The 16,754-nt window shown below is 40.0% G+C and carries 16 protein-coding genes; 12 read left to right on the top strand and 4 right to left on the bottom strand.

Annotated elements, in window-relative coordinates:
* The first annotated feature begins 23 nt into the window (after positions 1 to 23).
* The 4 genes from H8B17_RS02490 (at position 24) to H8B17_RS02505 (ending at position 4,866) form a co-directional block, all read left to right on the top strand.
* Positions 24 to 1,310 (top strand): glycoside hydrolase family 43 protein, encoded by a 1,287-nt coding sequence (locus H8B17_RS02490; RefSeq protein ID WP_223816312.1) that lies wholly within the window; start codon positions 24 to 26, stop codon positions 1,308 to 1,310.
* 122 nt (positions 1,311 to 1,432) lie between these two features.
* Positions 1,433 to 2,200 (top strand): hypothetical protein, encoded by a 768-nt coding sequence (locus H8B17_RS02495; protein ID WP_190307580.1) that lies wholly within the window; start codon positions 1,433 to 1,435, stop codon positions 2,198 to 2,200.
* Between the two features lie 61 nt (positions 2,201 to 2,261).
* On the top strand, positions 2,262 to 3,491 hold the full coding sequence (locus tag H8B17_RS02500) for a hypothetical protein (protein WP_190307581.1): 1,230 nt from the start codon (positions 2,262 to 2,264) through the stop codon (positions 3,489 to 3,491).
* A gap of 346 nt (positions 3,492 to 3,837) precedes the next feature.
* Positions 3,838 to 4,866 carry a glycosyltransferase family 2 protein gene (locus H8B17_RS02505; RefSeq protein ID WP_223816313.1) on the top strand — a complete coding sequence of 343 codons (1,029 nt, stop codon included), beginning with the start codon at positions 3,838 to 3,840 and terminating at the stop codon, positions 4,864 to 4,866.
* A 5-nt stretch (positions 4,867 to 4,871) separates the two neighbouring features.
* Here H8B17_RS02505 and H8B17_RS02510 read toward each other — a convergent pair whose 3' ends face one another.
* Genes H8B17_RS02510 through H8B17_RS02520 form a run of 3 tightly spaced genes read right to left on the bottom strand, consistent with a single transcriptional unit; the run spans position 4,872 to position 9,355 of the window.
* Complete coding sequence (locus H8B17_RS02510; protein ID WP_190307583.1) at positions 4,872 to 5,630, bottom strand: glycosyltransferase domain-containing protein; 759 nt, start codon at positions 5,628 to 5,630, stop codon at positions 4,872 to 4,874.
* A gap of 24 nt (positions 5,631 to 5,654) precedes the next feature.
* Complete coding sequence (locus H8B17_RS02515) at positions 5,655 to 6,980, bottom strand: HlyD family secretion protein (RefSeq protein WP_190307584.1); 1,326 nt, start codon at positions 6,978 to 6,980, stop codon at positions 5,655 to 5,657.
* A 5-nt stretch (positions 6,981 to 6,985) separates the two neighbouring features.
* A complete protein-coding gene (locus H8B17_RS02520; RefSeq protein WP_190307585.1) occupies positions 6,986 to 9,355 on the bottom strand; it encodes a peptidase domain-containing ABC transporter in 2,370 nt (789 codons plus the stop codon).
* A 212-nt stretch (positions 9,356 to 9,567) separates the two neighbouring features.
* On the opposite strand from H8B17_RS02520, the gene H8B17_RS02525 reads away from it, so the two are divergent.
* The 8 genes from H8B17_RS02525 to H8B17_RS02560 all read left to right on the top strand — a co-directional run bounded on the left by H8B17_RS02525 (position 9,568) and on the right by H8B17_RS02560 (position 16,469).
* Complete coding sequence (locus H8B17_RS02525) at positions 9,568 to 10,464, top strand: hypothetical protein (protein ID WP_190307586.1); 897 nt, start codon at positions 9,568 to 9,570, stop codon at positions 10,462 to 10,464.
* Positions 10,461 to 11,231, top strand: coding sequence for a hypothetical protein (locus tag H8B17_RS02530; RefSeq protein WP_190307587.1), 771 nt, complete (start codon positions 10,461 to 10,463; stop codon positions 11,229 to 11,231). The genes H8B17_RS02525 and H8B17_RS02530 overlap by 4 nt, the downstream gene beginning before the upstream one ends.
* Positions 11,232 to 11,243: 12 nt before the next feature.
* Positions 11,244 to 11,723, top strand: coding sequence for a hypothetical protein (locus H8B17_RS02535; protein ID WP_190307588.1), 480 nt, complete (start codon positions 11,244 to 11,246; stop codon positions 11,721 to 11,723).
* A gap of 58 nt (positions 11,724 to 11,781) precedes the next feature.
* Positions 11,782 to 12,804, top strand: coding sequence for a hypothetical protein (locus H8B17_RS20555; protein ID WP_223816314.1), 1,023 nt, complete (start codon positions 11,782 to 11,784; stop codon positions 12,802 to 12,804).
* Positions 12,805 to 12,825: 21 nt separating this feature from the next.
* Positions 12,826 to 13,677 carry a hypothetical protein gene (locus tag H8B17_RS02545; protein ID WP_190307589.1) on the top strand — a complete coding sequence of 284 codons (852 nt, stop codon included), beginning with the start codon at positions 12,826 to 12,828 and terminating at the stop codon, positions 13,675 to 13,677.
* A gap of 593 nt (positions 13,678 to 14,270) precedes the next feature.
* The gene (locus H8B17_RS02550) at positions 14,271 to 14,924 is read left to right on the top strand and encodes a hypothetical protein (RefSeq protein WP_190307590.1); all 654 of its coding nucleotides are present in this window, start codon (positions 14,271 to 14,273) and stop codon (positions 14,922 to 14,924) included.
* 11 nt (positions 14,925 to 14,935) lie between these two features.
* Positions 14,936 to 15,436 (top strand): hypothetical protein, encoded by a 501-nt coding sequence (locus H8B17_RS02555; RefSeq protein ID WP_190307591.1) that lies wholly within the window; start codon positions 14,936 to 14,938, stop codon positions 15,434 to 15,436.
* A gap of 67 nt (positions 15,437 to 15,503) precedes the next feature.
* A complete protein-coding gene (locus H8B17_RS02560; RefSeq protein WP_223816315.1) occupies positions 15,504 to 16,469 on the top strand; it encodes an NAD(P)/FAD-dependent oxidoreductase in 966 nt (321 codons plus the stop codon).
* Here H8B17_RS02560 and H8B17_RS02565 read toward each other — a convergent pair.
* Positions 16,466 to 16,723 carry a hypothetical protein gene (locus tag H8B17_RS02565; RefSeq protein WP_223816316.1) on the bottom strand — a complete coding sequence of 86 codons (258 nt, stop codon included), beginning with the start codon at positions 16,721 to 16,723 and terminating at the stop codon, positions 16,466 to 16,468. The two genes, H8B17_RS02560 and H8B17_RS02565, sit on opposite strands and share 4 nt — an antisense overlap.
* Positions 16,724 to 16,754 lie beyond the last annotated feature (31 nt).

A 16,754-nucleotide genomic window follows, 5' to 3' on the forward strand; every position in this document is an offset into this window, starting at 1 on the left:
AAGAAAGTAAAAATGTAATTATCATGATGAGTAAATATTTTGTTTTAGCACTTGCACTGTTTTGGTCTTGCAAAAGCAGCAGCAATGTAACACCTACCGAAAAAGAAGAAGATGATCGAGAGATCGTTGTTGTCGCAACAGTGTCCAATTTGATTGCGGAAGAGACGGAGAAAAAAAACGAGCTAAAACTTAGTTGGAATAACCCTCCCGCTGCAGTCTCTATGATGATTTCCTATACAGAAGAAGGTACAGATAATGAGCATACAGTCACGCCTCATGTACAGGCAGGCGGTGCCAGTAAAAGTTCATATGTATTAAGATTGCCACGTTATGCTACCTATAAAGTTACAGTTGTCGCTATGGATAATTATGGGAGGAAATCGGAACCGCTGTCAGTAACAGCCACCCCAGCCGAGAACGATGCGCCGATATCTTATGAAATCATTGAAAATAGATTACCCATTGCGGATCCCTATGTATTGTACCACAACGGTAATTATTACGCCTACGGTACACGAGTGAATGGTTTTGAAGTTTATATCTCCGAAGATCTGAAACATTGGAGACGTAGCGAGCATTTAGCATTATCTCCAGAGAATTCCTGGGGCGACCGATGGTTTTGGGCACCTGAAGTTTATTACGTTGAATCAAAAAATAGGTTTTACATGTTCTATTCCGTGGATGAGCACATTGCCGTTGCCTCGTCTAATAGACCAGAGGGACCTTTTGTCCAGCAGGAGAAAAAACCTGTCGTAAGTGAAAAAGCAATTGATACAAATCTTTTTATTGATGAGGATGGTACCCCATACCTTTATTATGTCCGCTTTACAGGGGGCAACGTGATCTGGGTGGCGGAAATGAACGATGATTTAACAAGTATAAAACCAGAGACGTTGACGGAATGTATTCGTGCGGAAGAACCTTGGGAAAGAAAGCAGGGGACAATCGCAGAGGGACCGTCGGTACTGAAGCGTGGCGATACATACTACCTGATGTACTCGGCTAACCATTTCGAGAGTAAAGATTACGCTGTCGGGTATGCCACAGCTACATCGCCTAAGGGACCTTGGAAGAAGTATGAAGGCAATCCTATTTTACGCAGGGATATGCCTGCAGCTACCGGATTGGTGGGTACAGGGCATGGTGCTCCTTTCGTTACACCTGATGGTGGATTTAAATACATCTATCATGCACACGCCAGTGAGAACAGTGTGGGGCCACGTACGTCTTATATCAACGATATGGAATTCTCAGCAGATGGTGTGATTCGTGTTTTCGGTGAGGCTATCCATCCTGTGGTGGTGAAATAGGATTTTTTATTTCTAAGGGAACTAGTTGAAAATTGTAGATGCTGCTTAATTCAGGTCATATTTGATTAATTCATAACTACCCAAAGAAAAATAATTTATTATACATCTAAAAAAATCAATAGATGAAAAGACTTAAATTAAATCTGGACCAATTGGGTAAGGAGCTGGAAATGTTGGACAATGAGCATCTGCGCGGTATCAAAGGTGGCTGGGACGGAGGGTATGGTGCTTACGGCGGCTATAATTCCTGGGAAGAACTTTGGGAAGCGATGCAAAATGGTTATGTTCCGCCGGAAGGTGATTACAATCCGGGAGGTTATGGCGGGTACGGAGATTACGGCTGGGGTGATTACGGTAATTATGGTGGATACAACGGAGGATGGCCGGGATGGTATTCGCCAGGAGGCGATTATGGAGGGTATGGAAGTTATGGAGGATATGGGAGTTACGGCGGATATAACGGTGGCCCGTTGCCCAATGGCGACTGTCTCTTCAACATGGTCGCGTATATGTTGGACGGGAATACGGACGACGCACAGTGCTATAAAGACGAACTGATGAACCAATATACGTTTACTGAGATGACTTTGGAAAACGGACTGCCGGCTTATAGTTATGATCCCGACGATGTAGTTTCTTATATGAATTCTTACAGTTCCGGCTACCATATCTCTTATGGTGATCTCCCCAATGCAAGTGATATCCAGTCTGTATTGAATAAGGACGGGGGAAAGGTAGGTGTATCCTATAATGGACATAATTTTGTGGTTAAGGAAGTAGATCCAGATAATGGTCAAGTACGGTTGTTCGACCCTAGCAATCCCGGCAATCAAGATATTTATGTGGCTTCCTCGGCATTGTATGGAGTCTATAACTTCTATAGGGATTAGGTTGAGTCATGTTCATGGAGTAGTATAATAAAAATTTACAAAAAAAATAACAGAGTAAAATATGGGCGTTTTAGGATCAAAAGGATTTTATAGCTTGATTGCGATAGCCTTTACCCTAGTCTCCTTTTTTCAGAATATAGGGTACGGTCAGGATTTTTCCAAAACTAGGTCGGCGAGATTTGGCGTCAAGTTCAAAGCACCGAAGGAGTTTAGGATGTTCAATAACGACGATGAACCTTTTCGGGAATATTTTTTTTATACCACAAAGCCGGATGACCGTCGAAGGAACATCCTGCCGGATTTCTACCTGGTCAACAAGGATTCGTCCATTCTAATATTGGCAGAAACATATGGCTACTCTCCGATGGAGCCAGATATTTTTAATCGATACTGGATCGACCCCAATCGGTTAGCCTTCAACCACGCATTGGGTTCTTCAGACACAACAGACCGGTCTATCGAATACTATTCTGCCGGTCGGCGCCGGTATTCGCGAGCGGACTGGATTGCTGAATTTACCCGTGATCTGGGAAGCCGCAATACGTTTGGAGACTACCTTTACAACCGTTGTCTGGTGATCAATAAGCACGACCAGGTTTTTTTGCAGGTGACGTACCTTTTTAAGGAATCCGCTAGGGATAAGGTGGATAAGGTATTGCACACGACCCGGCGTATGTTCCGTTTCGAGGACCGACCAGCGGCAGCGCCGGCAAGCATTGCGCGCAATCTGGAGAAGCATTATGTCGAGGTTGATGCGGATATCCTAGAGGATTCACTTGTTCATCGTTGGAACGAGGGAAAAATATATGATAATCAGTATCATTTCTGGGGAGAGGATCTTGCCTTTGAACGGGACGGTATGGTGATCAGTGTGAAATTTCCGACGAATGACAAATGGCCGTACATGAACCATATCTATCAGGAGCGAATGGACACGGCATCGAACAGGGTTAGGTGGGATGTGGCAAATAAAGACCACCACCGTTTTCTTGCGTTGGCCAGATTCACCCCATATAAGTGTACAGTTTCGGAGACAAGTGAACTGAACGCAGACGAGGCTTATATTTTTGATTTTTCCCATGACAGGGACGATCTGTACAGAGGTACTTATCAGGACTGTAAGGTCATCGTGTTTCACAAAAGGAATGTAGGTTCGGTGATCGTCAAATATTATTATCGAAGTAGGGACGGTGAAAAAGTGGATAGACTAATGGAAAGTACGTGGGGCAAGATCAGGTTTAGAGGCAGGGCATTCTTTGATGGGCTGGAAGGAAGGTTTTATCCGTATTAATCGGGAAGAAACTGCGGGAGCGAATTGATTGGGAAAATTGACCGCAAATATTTAGTCAAAGACAGTTTTATCAGGAATTTTATTACCGACAAACTGGGGACTCAGCGTTCCGACAGCTTTTACATTTCCATAAAAGTGATCTTGATATTAGCTAATTTCTAAACTCATTTTTTTATTAGTTCCTATAATAGAAAATATTTCTTAATTTTAGGATTGGTAAATAAAATTGTAAACTTTTTTAATAAACCATTAATTACCATATATTATCGTTATTTTCTAGAGATGACGAATGAGGTTATACTACGCAAAACCTTTGAAGCCAACTATTATCTATAAATAATTTTAAATGAAAAATTTTCGAATTTCTTTCTGTACCACTTGTATGAATCGACTTTCATATCTGAAGCAGACATTGGCAAAGAATTTGGATGATAACTTGGATTATGAAAATCTTGAATTTGTCCTTCTTGATTACAATTCGTCTGATGGTTTAGAATCCTATATCAAAGCAAATTACTCGGAAGAACTGAAAAACGGAAAGTTGGTCTACTTTAAGATAGATACAATAGAGTTTTACGACTGGACACATTCCAGAAACCTAGTCGTTTCTTTGGCTACGGGCGACATCATCTGCAATATTGATGCGGACAATTTTACCGGAACAGGTTTTGCAACATATGTGAACCATGTTTTCAATCAGGCATCCGATGTATTTCTAACGACCTACTACGTCCCGTTGCAGAAAAATGACGTTCTGGGCAGGATATGTATGCTCAAGCAAAGTTTTCTAAAGATTGGGGGATACGACGAGCGAATGAAGCATTATGGCTTTGAAGATATTGACTTGATCCATCGTTTAGAGCGTTCAGGCCTTAGGAAGATAGATATTAACAATCCCGTGTTTCTTAATGCGCTACCACATTCCAATACGGAACGAACATCAAACTCAAAGGAAGGTGCTTATCTTAAGGATCTTTACATTAAATATATAACAGGATACCGCTCCGAACTACTTTTTCATTTTCAAGATGGAACGACACGTCAGGGAACTATGATAAACAATATTCTTTTTAGCAAGCTGGAACCAAATATTCCATCAAATTTTTCACTTCGATATAATTACTCGATCTTGGAAGACTCTTGGCTAGGAGGTTTTTGGAGAAATGGAATCCCGGATAATGTCAATGACTTTACCAACTATTACCGGGTAGATTCAAAATACTTACGTGAGGAAGCTCTCTTCTTTTTCCATCAGATTTCCAACAGAATGATTATGGAAGAAAACACGCGAAAAGGAACTGTCACTGTTAAAAACGAAATAAGTAAAAGAGGGAATCTCTACAAAAACTTTTCGCCGGTTCCGATCGATAATTAAAATTATTATTTCCAAGGTATAATATCGTCCAACATTCCGGTCTGTACGATATTCTTAAATAAGACGCCGTTGAAATGCAGATGGGATGGTGTACTACCGGTAATTTCGTTGTATAATCTACTTTTATCAATATAAAAGTCCTCCAGCACATGGTTAACTTCTTCGAAAAATAATTTGTTTCTTGTGGCAGGATGGCTATGTAAGATATCTATACGGTTGACAAATGTTTGAAAGATAGTACAGTGGTAATCCAATCGAATTTCATTTCGATGCAGTAAGTACAATTTTGTCCATAGAAACTGATTACTCATCTGATAATTGCTTTCTGATGCACGGTCGGTAGAAACCATGAGCTCTAGCTTATCGAACAATTTCAACAATGACACCACGGAACCTATATAACCTCCGGAATTAAGGTATTGAAATTTAGTTTCACCTACACCGTACTCTATTTTGTGTGCTTCGTGCGGGAAGCAGTTGGTCTCTGCAGAAAATACTACAGCACCGTTAAAAGCATTGTATTTTTTTAATATTTCTTCCTCACCCGATACAAACATGGTATCATAACCATCCGTAAATAAGATGATCTCATGTGGGTCTAAAGTTTTTAAATAGTTCTTAACGTGAAAATCTTTTAATCGATGACTGTTCCATCCACCTTTATTATATAATGTTTTTAAATTCAGACCATAGTAATTACAAGATTTTAACAATAACTTGTAACCGGGATGTTCCATATCGGATATACACGTTAAAATTATCATAGAAAATAGGTTGTTTAAATAAAATTATTCATGGAGTTTATACCGTAAGTTGTCAAACAATCGTTCTATAAGACGGCGTTCGTGAACAATGATATCTCCGGTACCTTTCGTCTCAAAACGAAAACCAAGTTCAGATCCGTAATTTGTCTTTAAATCATTCGGCAAAGAAACGTTTACCAGATAATTTTCAACGGCACCTTCCGTTGTATTCTGCACATTGGTTGTTAAGGAGATGTCCGTAACGACTCCTTTGATACTTCCATACTCCATATAAGGATAATCCTCCAGCTTGATAATAACTTCTTGTCCTTTCTCTACTTTTCCCGCTCCCTGAACGGGTAAATTCATCTGCCCTAAAATGTTGTTATGTAATGGAACAATAGTAAAAATAGGTTCTCCCCCTTGGACAAATTCGCTTTCTACCCAAAATTTTAGGAATTGTACTTTCCCATCCATCGGCGCCTTCAGCACATATTTATCCTCCCACATCTTAAAATTATCCTCTAGATCGGTAAATGCAGAAATCAATTCCAGTTCTAATTGATTTTCTTTTTCCATTTTCTGGATCATTGTCTGTTGTAACTGGTTCTGTGTCTGCTGTAATTGGCTGTTGGTGGACGCATAAGATTGAAGCATGTTTTGATAAGCATCCCGTGCAGAAATCAACGTTATCTTGGACCGGTCGTTTTCAGCTTCGGAAAGTACTTTTTTAGAAAAAAGAATAGAGTCCCGGTTCGAGAATTTACTGACTATTCCCATGTTGGCTCTGCTCATTTCAATACGTTTTCTCGTGATATCTAGCATTGTCTCGTACTCCTTGATCAGTTTTTTTAGCACAGCTGCCTGTTCGTCATATAGGTTTGCCTGATAATACTGTGCCGTCTGTGTAAAAGCATTGAGAAACACAAAGTATTTGCTGCTTAATTCACCGAGTGAAACATTTTTAGGAAAGAGCGCCAATTTATCAAAGCTTTTAATCTCTTTTATACTAAATTCGCTAATTAAATGTGCCACTTTTCTAACGTCATTTAAATCAGCGGCATTATGGATAATACCAACATACTCTCCTTCTTTTACTTCCTTTAAATTTTTAATTCCCGCAAACTGGAGTTTACCGGATGTATGGGCAACCAATTTTACAGGCGCACTGCTGGCATTTATGGTAATGGCACCCGTTACAATATCCGAATATTTAATAATCCACCCGAAACTAAAGAAAACGGTTACCAACGCCAAAACGAATAAGGTAATGCGCAGCCCGAAGCGATTTGGCATCCGGTCAATGATAGCTTGGACTTCTTCCGTACGCTCTGCGTTCTTAAACTCTTCAGGGGTAATTTCGGTTTCCATTTCTTTTATCCTTTAGTTGTCTTTGAGCTCTCAGAACCTATTTCGATTGGATCTATTGTGTTAGAAGCTAGCATTGATTCTCCGTTGCTTTCCATATGTTGCTCTACCTTTTTAAGTATTTTGGCGTCTATTTGTGGTTTTGGTTCGCTGTCATTAACTTTCTCCTGCGCGTTCTCTGCGATATTACTGACCAGGTCCACTTGCGATTCGACCAATTGATAATAAAGACCGCGCCTCTTCATAAGCGTCTCATGCGAACCGATTTCAACGACACGTCCTTTTCTCATCACAACAATCTGATCGGCCTTACGGATGGTACTCAGCCGGTGAGCGACGACAATCACCGTCTTGTTTTTGAATACATTTTCTAATGAAGCAATAATTTTTTGCTCATTAATCGTGTCCAAAGAGTTTGTGGCCTCATCAAAAAATAAGAAATCAGGATTCTTATAAAGTGCGCGTGCAATCAGGACACGTTGCTTCTGCCCGCCACTCAACCCTCTGCCTTGTTCACCCATCATTGTTTGATATCCCAAAGGAAGGTGCTCTATCTCCTTTGCTATATTTGCCGTTTCTGCTGCGTGCCCCAATCGTTCATAATCGATCTTCTCATCATCGAGTACAATGTTATTTAAGATCGTATCGTTAAATATTTTACCATCCTGCATCACGACACCAACTTTATCACGCCATTGTTTTAGGCTGATATTATTGAGGTTCATATTGCCGATCAGGATTTCACCATGTGATGGTCTGTAAAGACGGAGCAATAGTTTGAGTAATGTAGATTTCCCACTTCCGCTATCACCTACAATCGCTGTCACTTTCCCTGCCGGTATGTTTAAATGTACGCCATTGATAACCATAGGTGAATTGGCCGTATATTGGAAAAAGACGTTTCTTAAAATAAGGCTTTTGTCAGAGGTCAATGTAATGCTGTTACTGCCCGTATTTTCTTCTTCTTCCTGTTGCTGGTGTATTTCATTCAACCTCAGAAAACTGAGATGTGCAAATTGTGCTGAAACGATGAAGCTGACAAATTGCTGTACAGGGCCGCTCAACATGCCGATAATAAACTGGGTAGATATCATGACGCCAAAAGTAATCTCACCGGCGATAACCGCTTTTGCACAAAAAAACGTAATCAATAAATTCTTGATACTGTCTATACACTGTGCACCCAAGTTCTGCATATTATTAACGGTCATGCTCCTCAGATTCACTTTGTACAGTCTTGCCTGGATATTCTCCCATTTCCACCGCTTTGCCTTCTCGTAATTATTTACCTTGATATCCTGCATACCTTCAATAGTTTCTACCCAGTAGCTTTGGTTTTTGGAGATCAATTCAAAATAGTTCCAATCCAATTTGCGCCTCAGTTTTAGAAAAGCTAATACCCAAAGGATGTAAAGTGTACTGCCGATCAGGAAAGTATAAAAAATGAATGTATTGTATATCCATAAGATTATACCGAAAACCACAAATGTCAAAACGGAGAAAATCATGTTCAGTGAGTTGTTCATAATGAAACTCCGGATCCGTTCATGATCGTTAGCCCGCTGTAATATATCACCCGTCATCTTGGTCTCAAAAAAAGTAATGGGAAGTTTCATCAATTTCATTAAATAATCCGAAATGAGTGCGATATTTATGCGTGACGTTACGTGTACCAATATCCAATCACGTACGGCGTTGGAAAGCGTTATAGATAGGATAATTGCAATATTAGCAATCAGTACAATATTAATAAAATCGATATCCTGCCGTTGAATGCCTACATCTATAACTGCCTTGGATATAAACGGTAGAAGAGCCTGTAGCAGCGTTACGACAAACATAACTACAAAAAGGTTGGCAAAATTCTTTTTGTACGGGGTAAAATAACCAATGAGGTTGTCGATCGTCTTTTTTCTATTTCGCTTCTCACCCTCATTTATGAGTTTGAAATCTGCCTGCGGTTCCAACGCCAATAATACGCCCTTTTTATCGCCATATTCCGGTTTACACCAGTTGTTTGTAAATTCCTGATGGGAATAGCTTAGGAGTCCCTTTGCCGGGTCAGAAACGTAAATTCTTTTTGCTGTTGTTTTGTAAACGACTATGAAATGGCTATTGCTCCAATGCACGATGCAGGGGAGAGGTACTTTTTCATATAAATCATGGATGGTTGCCTTAATACTGATACTTCTTAACCCTATACTTTCCGCAGCATAACTTAGATCGAGAAAGGATACACCTTCTCTCGATAAACCGCATTTGTCGCGTAAATATTGCAGAGAATAATATTTGCCGTGAAACTTTGCAATGGACTTGAGACAAGCTGGTCCACAATCCATCATGTCTAATTGTCTATCAATCGGGAACGGTCTAAACATGGTCAATGTACTTAGATTCGCGGTTTATAATTTTGTTAAAATTGTTTCCTAATATAGAGAATATTATTTAGCTTTACTGTAGCTAAATAAAAATTATAAACTTTTTTATTCTTTAATCAACCATTAATCGACATATAGCAGCGCATAAGAACATCGTTACTTTGTAAGATCACCGATGCTTGGATGCCACAGAAAATATGCCAAGCATATAGATGAAAATGAACAAACCCTACCCCTCGTGTTTCGCCATTTATTATACCCGGCAAGGGTGGTCTAATCTGTTGAAGAATTGCATAGACCCACTTATTCAACAGAGGGAGAAAGAAGGTAGCCGTAATGATTTTGCTCTGTACTTCTCCGATGATCAGGGAGAGCATATACGGTTAGAGCTTTATACGAATGCAATGGTTCATGATAAGGAAGCGTGTTTAGTTGCTTCGATAGAGAAGTTCTTGCATGTGCATCCTACAAGGAGAAGGGAAAAACCTTTGCCACTACGTCACTCATTCTTCATTGACCTGCCCAATAATATGGTCTATACAAATTGTTTTAAACCTGTTATACCGCCTACGACCGGGTTTAATCCAGTAGAGGTTATCCGATTTCGAACTGTTATATCCACAATGATACTGGAAGGCTTTGCTGAAAATGAAGTTGAGCAGGATTCGTTGTTCAACTTTTACCTATGTGTACAAATGGTGAGCTTGTCTGTGTTCGGAGGCGAATTGGATACTGCAGCAGATGCATTGCTAAGCGAATTTAACCGTATGGCCAGTAGATTATCCGTAGCAGAATGTAGTCGGATAGAATATGAAGCGGATCAACTTATAAAAAGCAATCTGGATGATCTGAATGATTTGTTGACTGTTGCGAAGCAGGGTGTACTTACGACCGATACGGAGTGGCTGGCAGCATGGTATCAGATATGTGGAGAATTGGGAGGCACGAGAGATCCACTTCGTTTATTCAACGATATCGGAATGTTTATTCGACAGCATATAAATTTTCGTGAGGCCAAATGGAACGTGCTATGTATGGCTGTTATTAACCGTATGCTATCCGAAAAAAATAACATAATCCACTATAAACTTAAAAAAATCAGCGTATGAAAAGACTTAAATTAAATCTGGACCAACTGGGTAAAGAACTGGAGATGCTGGACAATGAACATCTGTGCAGTATCAAAGGTGGATGGGATGGAGGATATGGTGCTTACGGCGGCTATAATTCCTGGGAAGAACTTTGGGAAGCGATGCAAAATGGTTATGTTCCGCCGGAGGGTGATTACAATCCGGGAGGTTATAGCGGGTATGGAGACTATGGCTGGGGTGATTACGGTAGCTATGGAGGATATAATGGTGGATGGCCCGGGTGGTTTCCGCCTGGATCGGGAGGCTATTTTGGAGGGTACGGAGGTTATGGAGGAGATGGTATCGGAGGTTATAGTGGCTATGGATCGTACGGTAGTTATGGGCCAGATTATGATAACTCTGAAGTTCGTATAAGTGGTGGTTCCGTAACTAATCATGGCAACGGTATTCTTTATAAGGGAGATGATGGCCGAATTGTGTATTTCGAAGGGGTGAATGTTGCGACGAATTCGTTTGATCATAACTCAGCTTATCAGCTAAACGGGAACATTTATATTGGCGAAGATTGGCGAGCCAATGGCTTTGATGTATACATTCTTGCACATGAATATGGGCACTACCTCCAGCAGCAGCAGTACGGCAGTGATACTTATTATGTGAATGTTGCACTGCCTAGTTTCATATCCGCAGCGTTTAATCCTGAAAATCACCATGCGCAATGGTATGAAGAAAATGCGACACATAGGGGAGAGCAATATTTAGAGGAATATTCTGTTTATCCATAAAGCCCATAATATATGAGATATATTCTGTTTCTATTATCTGTTCTGTGGTTGTTTGTTATACCTATTAGTTGTATGGATACCATGGAGACGTCTGTTCCCGGTGCGGAAGACTCATTACACCGTTTTGACGCCAAGGATTATAAAATTATCCACGGTCTGCCTGACTCGGCAGGATTCCGTATAAAATCTATTAAAGTAAATGAGAATTCGAGAGATAGATTGGTCCTTGATATAGAATTAAGTAAACGTAATGATGAGTACAATTTTCCTATCGTATATGGCGGTAAGAATTTACATGGAAAAACCATAAAACCTACTCAAATATCTGTTCAAGAAATGGGGAAAACAGATTCGTTGCTAAATAAGCAGTTGAAATATTCTATATATGGATTTATGTCGGAGTACAGCAGAGTATATATGAAACTTCCGGATCAGGATAGTGTATTATTGGAACTGCCGGTGCGGTGGCATCCCAGAGAACAGTATCGGTGACGCCTAAGGCTATTGGAGTATAAACACCCAATCCTTTATAAACTTAAAAAATCAGCGTATGAAAAGACTTAAATTAAATCTGGACCAACTGGGTAAAGAGCTGGAGATGTTGGACAATGATCACCTACGCGGTATTAAAGGCGGATGGGATGGAGGATATGGCGCTTATGGAGGCTATAATTCCTGGGAAGACCTTTGGGAAGCAATGCAAAATGGCTACGTCCCACCGGAAGGTGATTACAATCCGGGAGGTTATGGAGGCTACTGGGGTGATTTTGGTGGTTACGGAGGTTATAACAACCCTATTCCGATTCCAGGTGTAAATATCTATGGCGGCTACGGAGGTGGCTATAATGGATATGACGATTATTGGGAAGATTATTACGGTGGCTACTACGGGAATTATGGTGGCTACTATACCGGAGCATATGGGGGTTATTATAATGGGGGATACGGGGGTTATTATAATGGAGGATATGGAGGCTATTATGGAGGTGGTGGCGGAGGCGGCAGCTATACGCCGCCTACCAATAATACAGGGGATACTGATCCTTGGAAAAGGGATGCGAATGGAAATCTAATTGCTATACATACAGGGATATCAACTAGTAACAGTGATTACGGAGTTACGCTAATCATGGATCAGGTTAAGGTTCAGTTAGCTAACGGTCAGGAAGCTATTGCATATAAAGTTGGAATGGTTTATGATCCTGCAACACAGGAAAATAGGTTGCCTACAGATGCCGAAAAGGCGAATTGTTTCGGGCAAGCGTTGCTTGGTGGAGAGTATTGGTTTGGAGTTGATGATCCAAATACTCCAAATGTGAACGAAGGGGTTGAGCTTGAAAAAGTACTTGGTCTATATTTTGAGGAAACAACTAAGGATGAAGCTTCTCTAGTTATTGTAGATCATGGAAGCCCATACCATGCTGGAATTGTTAACGAAGACGGAAGTTATACTGCGAAAGGCGGAACAGGAGAAGAACAAACATATGGAAATGAGGGGGCATTCCGAAACGGTCCAGACGGAGAAGGCACATATACGGATGGAGAGATTAAATATTACAAGCTTAAAAATTAATAATCGTTAATACCATCTACGATGAAAAGGAAAATATTTTTACTTTTAAACCTCTTTTTCTTGTCTACTTATTTTTTGGTAGCACAGTCTGTTGATCAACAGAAAAATATTACTAGTATCCGTATCTCTATTGCGGATACTAGTAATAACTACCTTTTCTTAGAGCAAGAAAAACTGAAGGAAATATGGGGAATATTCCAGAACGACGAACTTCATGAAATGCGATTACGCTACCAAGAACCAGATAACGAATTTTGGAATAGTGAATACTACGATATGAATTTTGAGGGGGATGTATATGTTTTCAAAAAAAAATATAATAATAGTATTCACTTTTTAAAACCCAAAATCGATGTTCAGAATATTTATGGAAGGGCCAAACAATATGTAAACAGTAAACAATTTCTAATAGTTATTCGCAAAGATTCCGTGATATTTGATTTTAGATTGGAATGTTTGGGAGAGGATATGCAAGGCAATGTTCCTAACCGAAATAAGTTAGGAGTACCAGCAAAATATTTTGGCGATTTGAAAAAGCTCTCTTCATCAATAGAAAAACAGTTTGCCGAAATCAATTCCCCAGCTGAGGTTGATTCAATTATTGTTTTTCGCTGCGTAATTGAAGTAAGTGGAGATATGAGTAGTTTAATTCTAGAAGCTGGTGAGCGATCTGCATTTTCCGATGCTGTAAAAAATGCATTAAATTCTTCACAAAGAACTCAAACATTGAGAGAGCCTAAGCGCTGGGTGCCGGCACGGATCAGTAGAGGGGCCGTCAAATCAAACATAAGAATATACGCCAGACTCCATAAAGACGGAAGCGTTACGATGTCAACAACCCGTGTCTTAGGAACAATTTCTGTTTGGGATTAATTGTCGCTATTCTGAATATGAAAACAAGCATTTTGTCTATGTTTCAACTGACCTTTATATATTTTATTAATTTTCCTATCGCGTATAGTGATAGGAATTATCATGGTGCGAGTATAAAACCTACTCAAATATCTGTTCAAGAAACGGGGAAAACAGATTCGTTGCTAAATAAGCGGTTAAAATATTCTATATATATATCTATGTCGGAATATATATCTATGTCGGAGTATAGCAGAGTATATATGAAACTTCCGGATCAGGATAGTGTATTATTAGAACTGCCGGTGCGATGGCATCCCAGAGATCAACATCGGTGAAGACTGGTATTTAGCGCGTTTATAGTTTTTATTTAATTATGGAAAAGTGAGCGAGATGGCATCCTAGAAAAAGAGTTAATCATTAATAGACAGCAAATATGATCCATATTCTTTTTATCATACCGCTGCTGTTAGCCTGTGGCTCTAACAAGAGCGAAAGAATATCTGATTTCGCTAAAGATAAACCGCAATCTGCCTATACTAATGTTGATACACTTAAAAAAGCAAACGATCACCAAAAGCGTTTACAGTTCCATTGTTCTTTGAAAGATCGTCATGCGAGGAGATGAACTCTTTTTTAATACCTACCGCGGACGTTTTGCGAAAGCAAGAATTGTTAAAGATTCAAAAGGACGATTGAAGATTACGAATGTACGTGGTAATATCAATCTGTCTCATTACAAAGAGTCAAAGTTTAGCGATGTGGATTTCTATTTCATTTCGGACGGGGAATCAATCCTGCTGGAGAAAAACATGAACGGTAAGCCTGCTGATACGTTACGATATGTACTGATCAATAAACGAATAAACAGTATAACGTATCCGACGGCTGAGGCCTATTTATTGTTAAACAGTTCTTTTGAGTTTTCAAACTCACTTCAGCCGTATTTTAAGACATTCGAAATCGAATTTAAATTGGATGGAACAGTAATTTCACCGTTGTGGAAGGCGTATACTATACTTCGAAAGGGAAACATGATTGAAAATGTGAAGATGGACTATATGGCAAGTTCTGTATTGGAATTAGTAGATAAAAAAGGTGTTAAAACATCTAAAATGCTGCTTGTTCATAGTCCATCGGAATTTAGGCTTTACGATTTCACTTTGAGTGACAAGCGTGTATATCATTTGGATAATACGTCCTATTGGATTTTAAGACCTATGACAAAACATGTTGATTCAATCCATAATTTCTATGAACGGTTTTGAAATATCGGGCTATGCAAAATTATAAACACACATTTATTATTGTACTGACTATTGTAGCAGTTCTTCTGGGGTACGAACTATTACGGAGAAAGGTCGGTAGTTTTGCCGGATCCTATCCTTTTGCTGAAAAGTGGGAGATAGCCGCTCCGCTGGACAGCGTTAAAAGTGCCATAGTTAAATTAAAAAATAATGATCCAATGCTTTTTCCTGCACAGGACGTATTACAGTTTGATATTGATCATACGGGATATTATTCGAAAGTGGATTTCTATTACGAAGATAGTCAGCAGGTTGTCAAAACGCTACTACGGGAAAGAAAGAGCGGTGAAACAACGCTGACTTTAGTTGAGTTTGAAAAAAGCGAAAATGGCGAGTTAAAAAAAATGAACAGAGATTTTAATTATTTCGACAACAGGAAGGAAATCAAAAAATTTGAGCGGTTGATCTATGATGAAATTATCGAAAAGCTAAATGGGAGCGCTATTCAATCTAGAACAAAGGCTGTAAGGTAGTTTGCAAGGTAGATGAGTTTATTGGCTTCATAATATTAAATAATTTTTACAAATAAGCACGTGGTCAATGGCAGGATTATTAACTTTACCATTAACATCATTTACAAGCTATCGTAATATGGAACAGCATACAGATTTTGAAGTCATCATCGTAGGGGGCAGCTATGCTGGCTTGTCTGCCGCGATGTCACTCGGGCGGTCACTGCGTAACGTGTTGATTATTGACAGTGGTTTACCCTGCAACAGACAGACACCGCACTCCCATAATTTCCTTACGCAGGATGGCGAAAAACCGAGTGCGATTGCAGCCAAAGGTAAAGCACAGGTGTTGGCGTACGAAACCGTGACATTTCATCATGGTATTGCCATCAGTGGAAAGGAAATCGAAAATGGTTTTGAAGTCACAACGGAGAAAGGCGCAAAGTTTGCAGCAAAGAAATTGATCTTTGCAACAGGCATAAAAGATATCATGCCCGATATTAAAGGTTTTGCGGCATGTTGGGGCATCTCCGTTATCCATTGTCCCTATTGCCACGGCTATGAAGTCCGGGGGCTTAAGACAGGATTGCTGGCCAATGGCGAACGTGCCTTTCATTTATCGGGTATGATCAATAATCTAACCGATGATCTTACCCTGCTTACAAACGGCAAACCGGATTTCGATACCGGACAATTGACCACGCTCGAAAACAACGGTATTTCGATAGAGGACCGGGCGATAGACGAAATCATCCATGAAAATGGTTATGTCAAAAGTGCTCTTTTTAAAGATGGGACCACACGTGATTTTGAGGCTATTTATGCCGCAATTCCATTTGAACAGCACTCCGATATCCCGGCTACGATAGGCTGCGAACTAACGGAATTCGGATATTTAAAAGTAGATGATTTTTACAAAACAACAGTGCCAGGTGTATACGCATGTGGTGATAATACGGCTATGATGCGATCGGTAGCTAACGCCGTTTTCGCCGGAAATATGACCGGTGCGATGGTGAATAAAGAACTTACCGATGAGCGATTCCTTCCTTAATCTTCCATTTTGTACATGTACATAGCCCCGCCCACCATGTACTTAACGACTATGTACAGTGACATAATCAACAAAGCAATGTAGTTGTTGGTTTTGAACAGTGTCAAAATACACTTGTTGCCTGACATGGCGACAATGTCCTTTGAATGGTCAATGACCGCACGGTACTGTTCAGAGAAGTTCCGTGCGTCGACGACGTTGTCCTTGTAGCGGATGGCAAAGTCACGGGACATCGTCAATAGCTCACCTGACATGTCGACTTTGTTTCGGCACAAAGCAGACCTG

Source organism: Sphingobacterium arenae (genome assembly GCF_014692505.1).
GTDB lineage: Bacteria > Bacteroidota > Bacteroidia > Sphingobacteriales > Sphingobacteriaceae > Sphingobacterium > Sphingobacterium arenae.

Bases quoted from the DNA above. Each gene is read 5' to 3' on its own strand.
- H8B17_RS02490 (WP_223816312.1), top strand. From the start codon at position 24: ATGATGAGTAAATATTTTGTTTTAGCACTTGCACTGTTTTGGTCTTGC.
- H8B17_RS02495 (WP_190307580.1), top strand. From the start codon at position 1,433: ATGAAAAGACTTAAATTAAATCTGGACCAATTGGGTAAGGAGCTGGAA.
- H8B17_RS02500 (WP_190307581.1), top strand. From the start codon at position 2,262: ATGGGCGTTTTAGGATCAAAAGGATTTTATAGCTTGATTGCGATAGCC.
- H8B17_RS02505 (WP_223816313.1), top strand. From the start codon at position 3,838: ATGAAAAATTTTCGAATTTCTTTCTGTACCACTTGTATGAATCGACTT.
- H8B17_RS02510 (WP_190307583.1), bottom strand. From the start codon at position 5,630: ATGATAATTTTAACGTGTATATCCGATATGGAACATCCCGGTTACAAG.
- H8B17_RS02515 (WP_190307584.1), bottom strand. From the start codon at position 6,980: ATGGAAACCGAAATTACCCCTGAAGAGTTTAAGAACGCAGAGCGTACG.
- H8B17_RS02520 (WP_190307585.1), bottom strand. From the start codon at position 9,355: ATGTTTAGACCGTTCCCGATTGATAGACAATTAGACATGATGGATTGT.
- H8B17_RS02525 (WP_190307586.1), top strand. From the start codon at position 9,568: ATGAAAATGAACAAACCCTACCCCTCGTGTTTCGCCATTTATTATACC.
- H8B17_RS02530 (WP_190307587.1), top strand. From the start codon at position 10,461: ATGAAAAGACTTAAATTAAATCTGGACCAACTGGGTAAAGAACTGGAG.
- H8B17_RS02535 (WP_190307588.1), top strand. From the start codon at position 11,244: ATGAGATATATTCTGTTTCTATTATCTGTTCTGTGGTTGTTTGTTATA.
- H8B17_RS20555 (WP_223816314.1), top strand. From the start codon at position 11,782: ATGAAAAGACTTAAATTAAATCTGGACCAACTGGGTAAAGAGCTGGAG.
- H8B17_RS02545 (WP_190307589.1), top strand. From the start codon at position 12,826: ATGAAAAGGAAAATATTTTTACTTTTAAACCTCTTTTTCTTGTCTACT.
- H8B17_RS02550 (WP_190307590.1), top strand. From the start codon at position 14,271: ATGCGAGGAGATGAACTCTTTTTTAATACCTACCGCGGACGTTTTGCG.
- H8B17_RS02555 (WP_190307591.1), top strand. From the start codon at position 14,936: ATGCAAAATTATAAACACACATTTATTATTGTACTGACTATTGTAGCA.
- H8B17_RS02560 (WP_223816315.1), top strand. From the start codon at position 15,504: ATGGCAGGATTATTAACTTTACCATTAACATCATTTACAAGCTATCGT.
- H8B17_RS02565 (WP_223816316.1), bottom strand. From the start codon at position 16,723: ATGTCAGGTGAGCTATTGACGATGTCCCGTGACTTTGCCATCCGCTAC.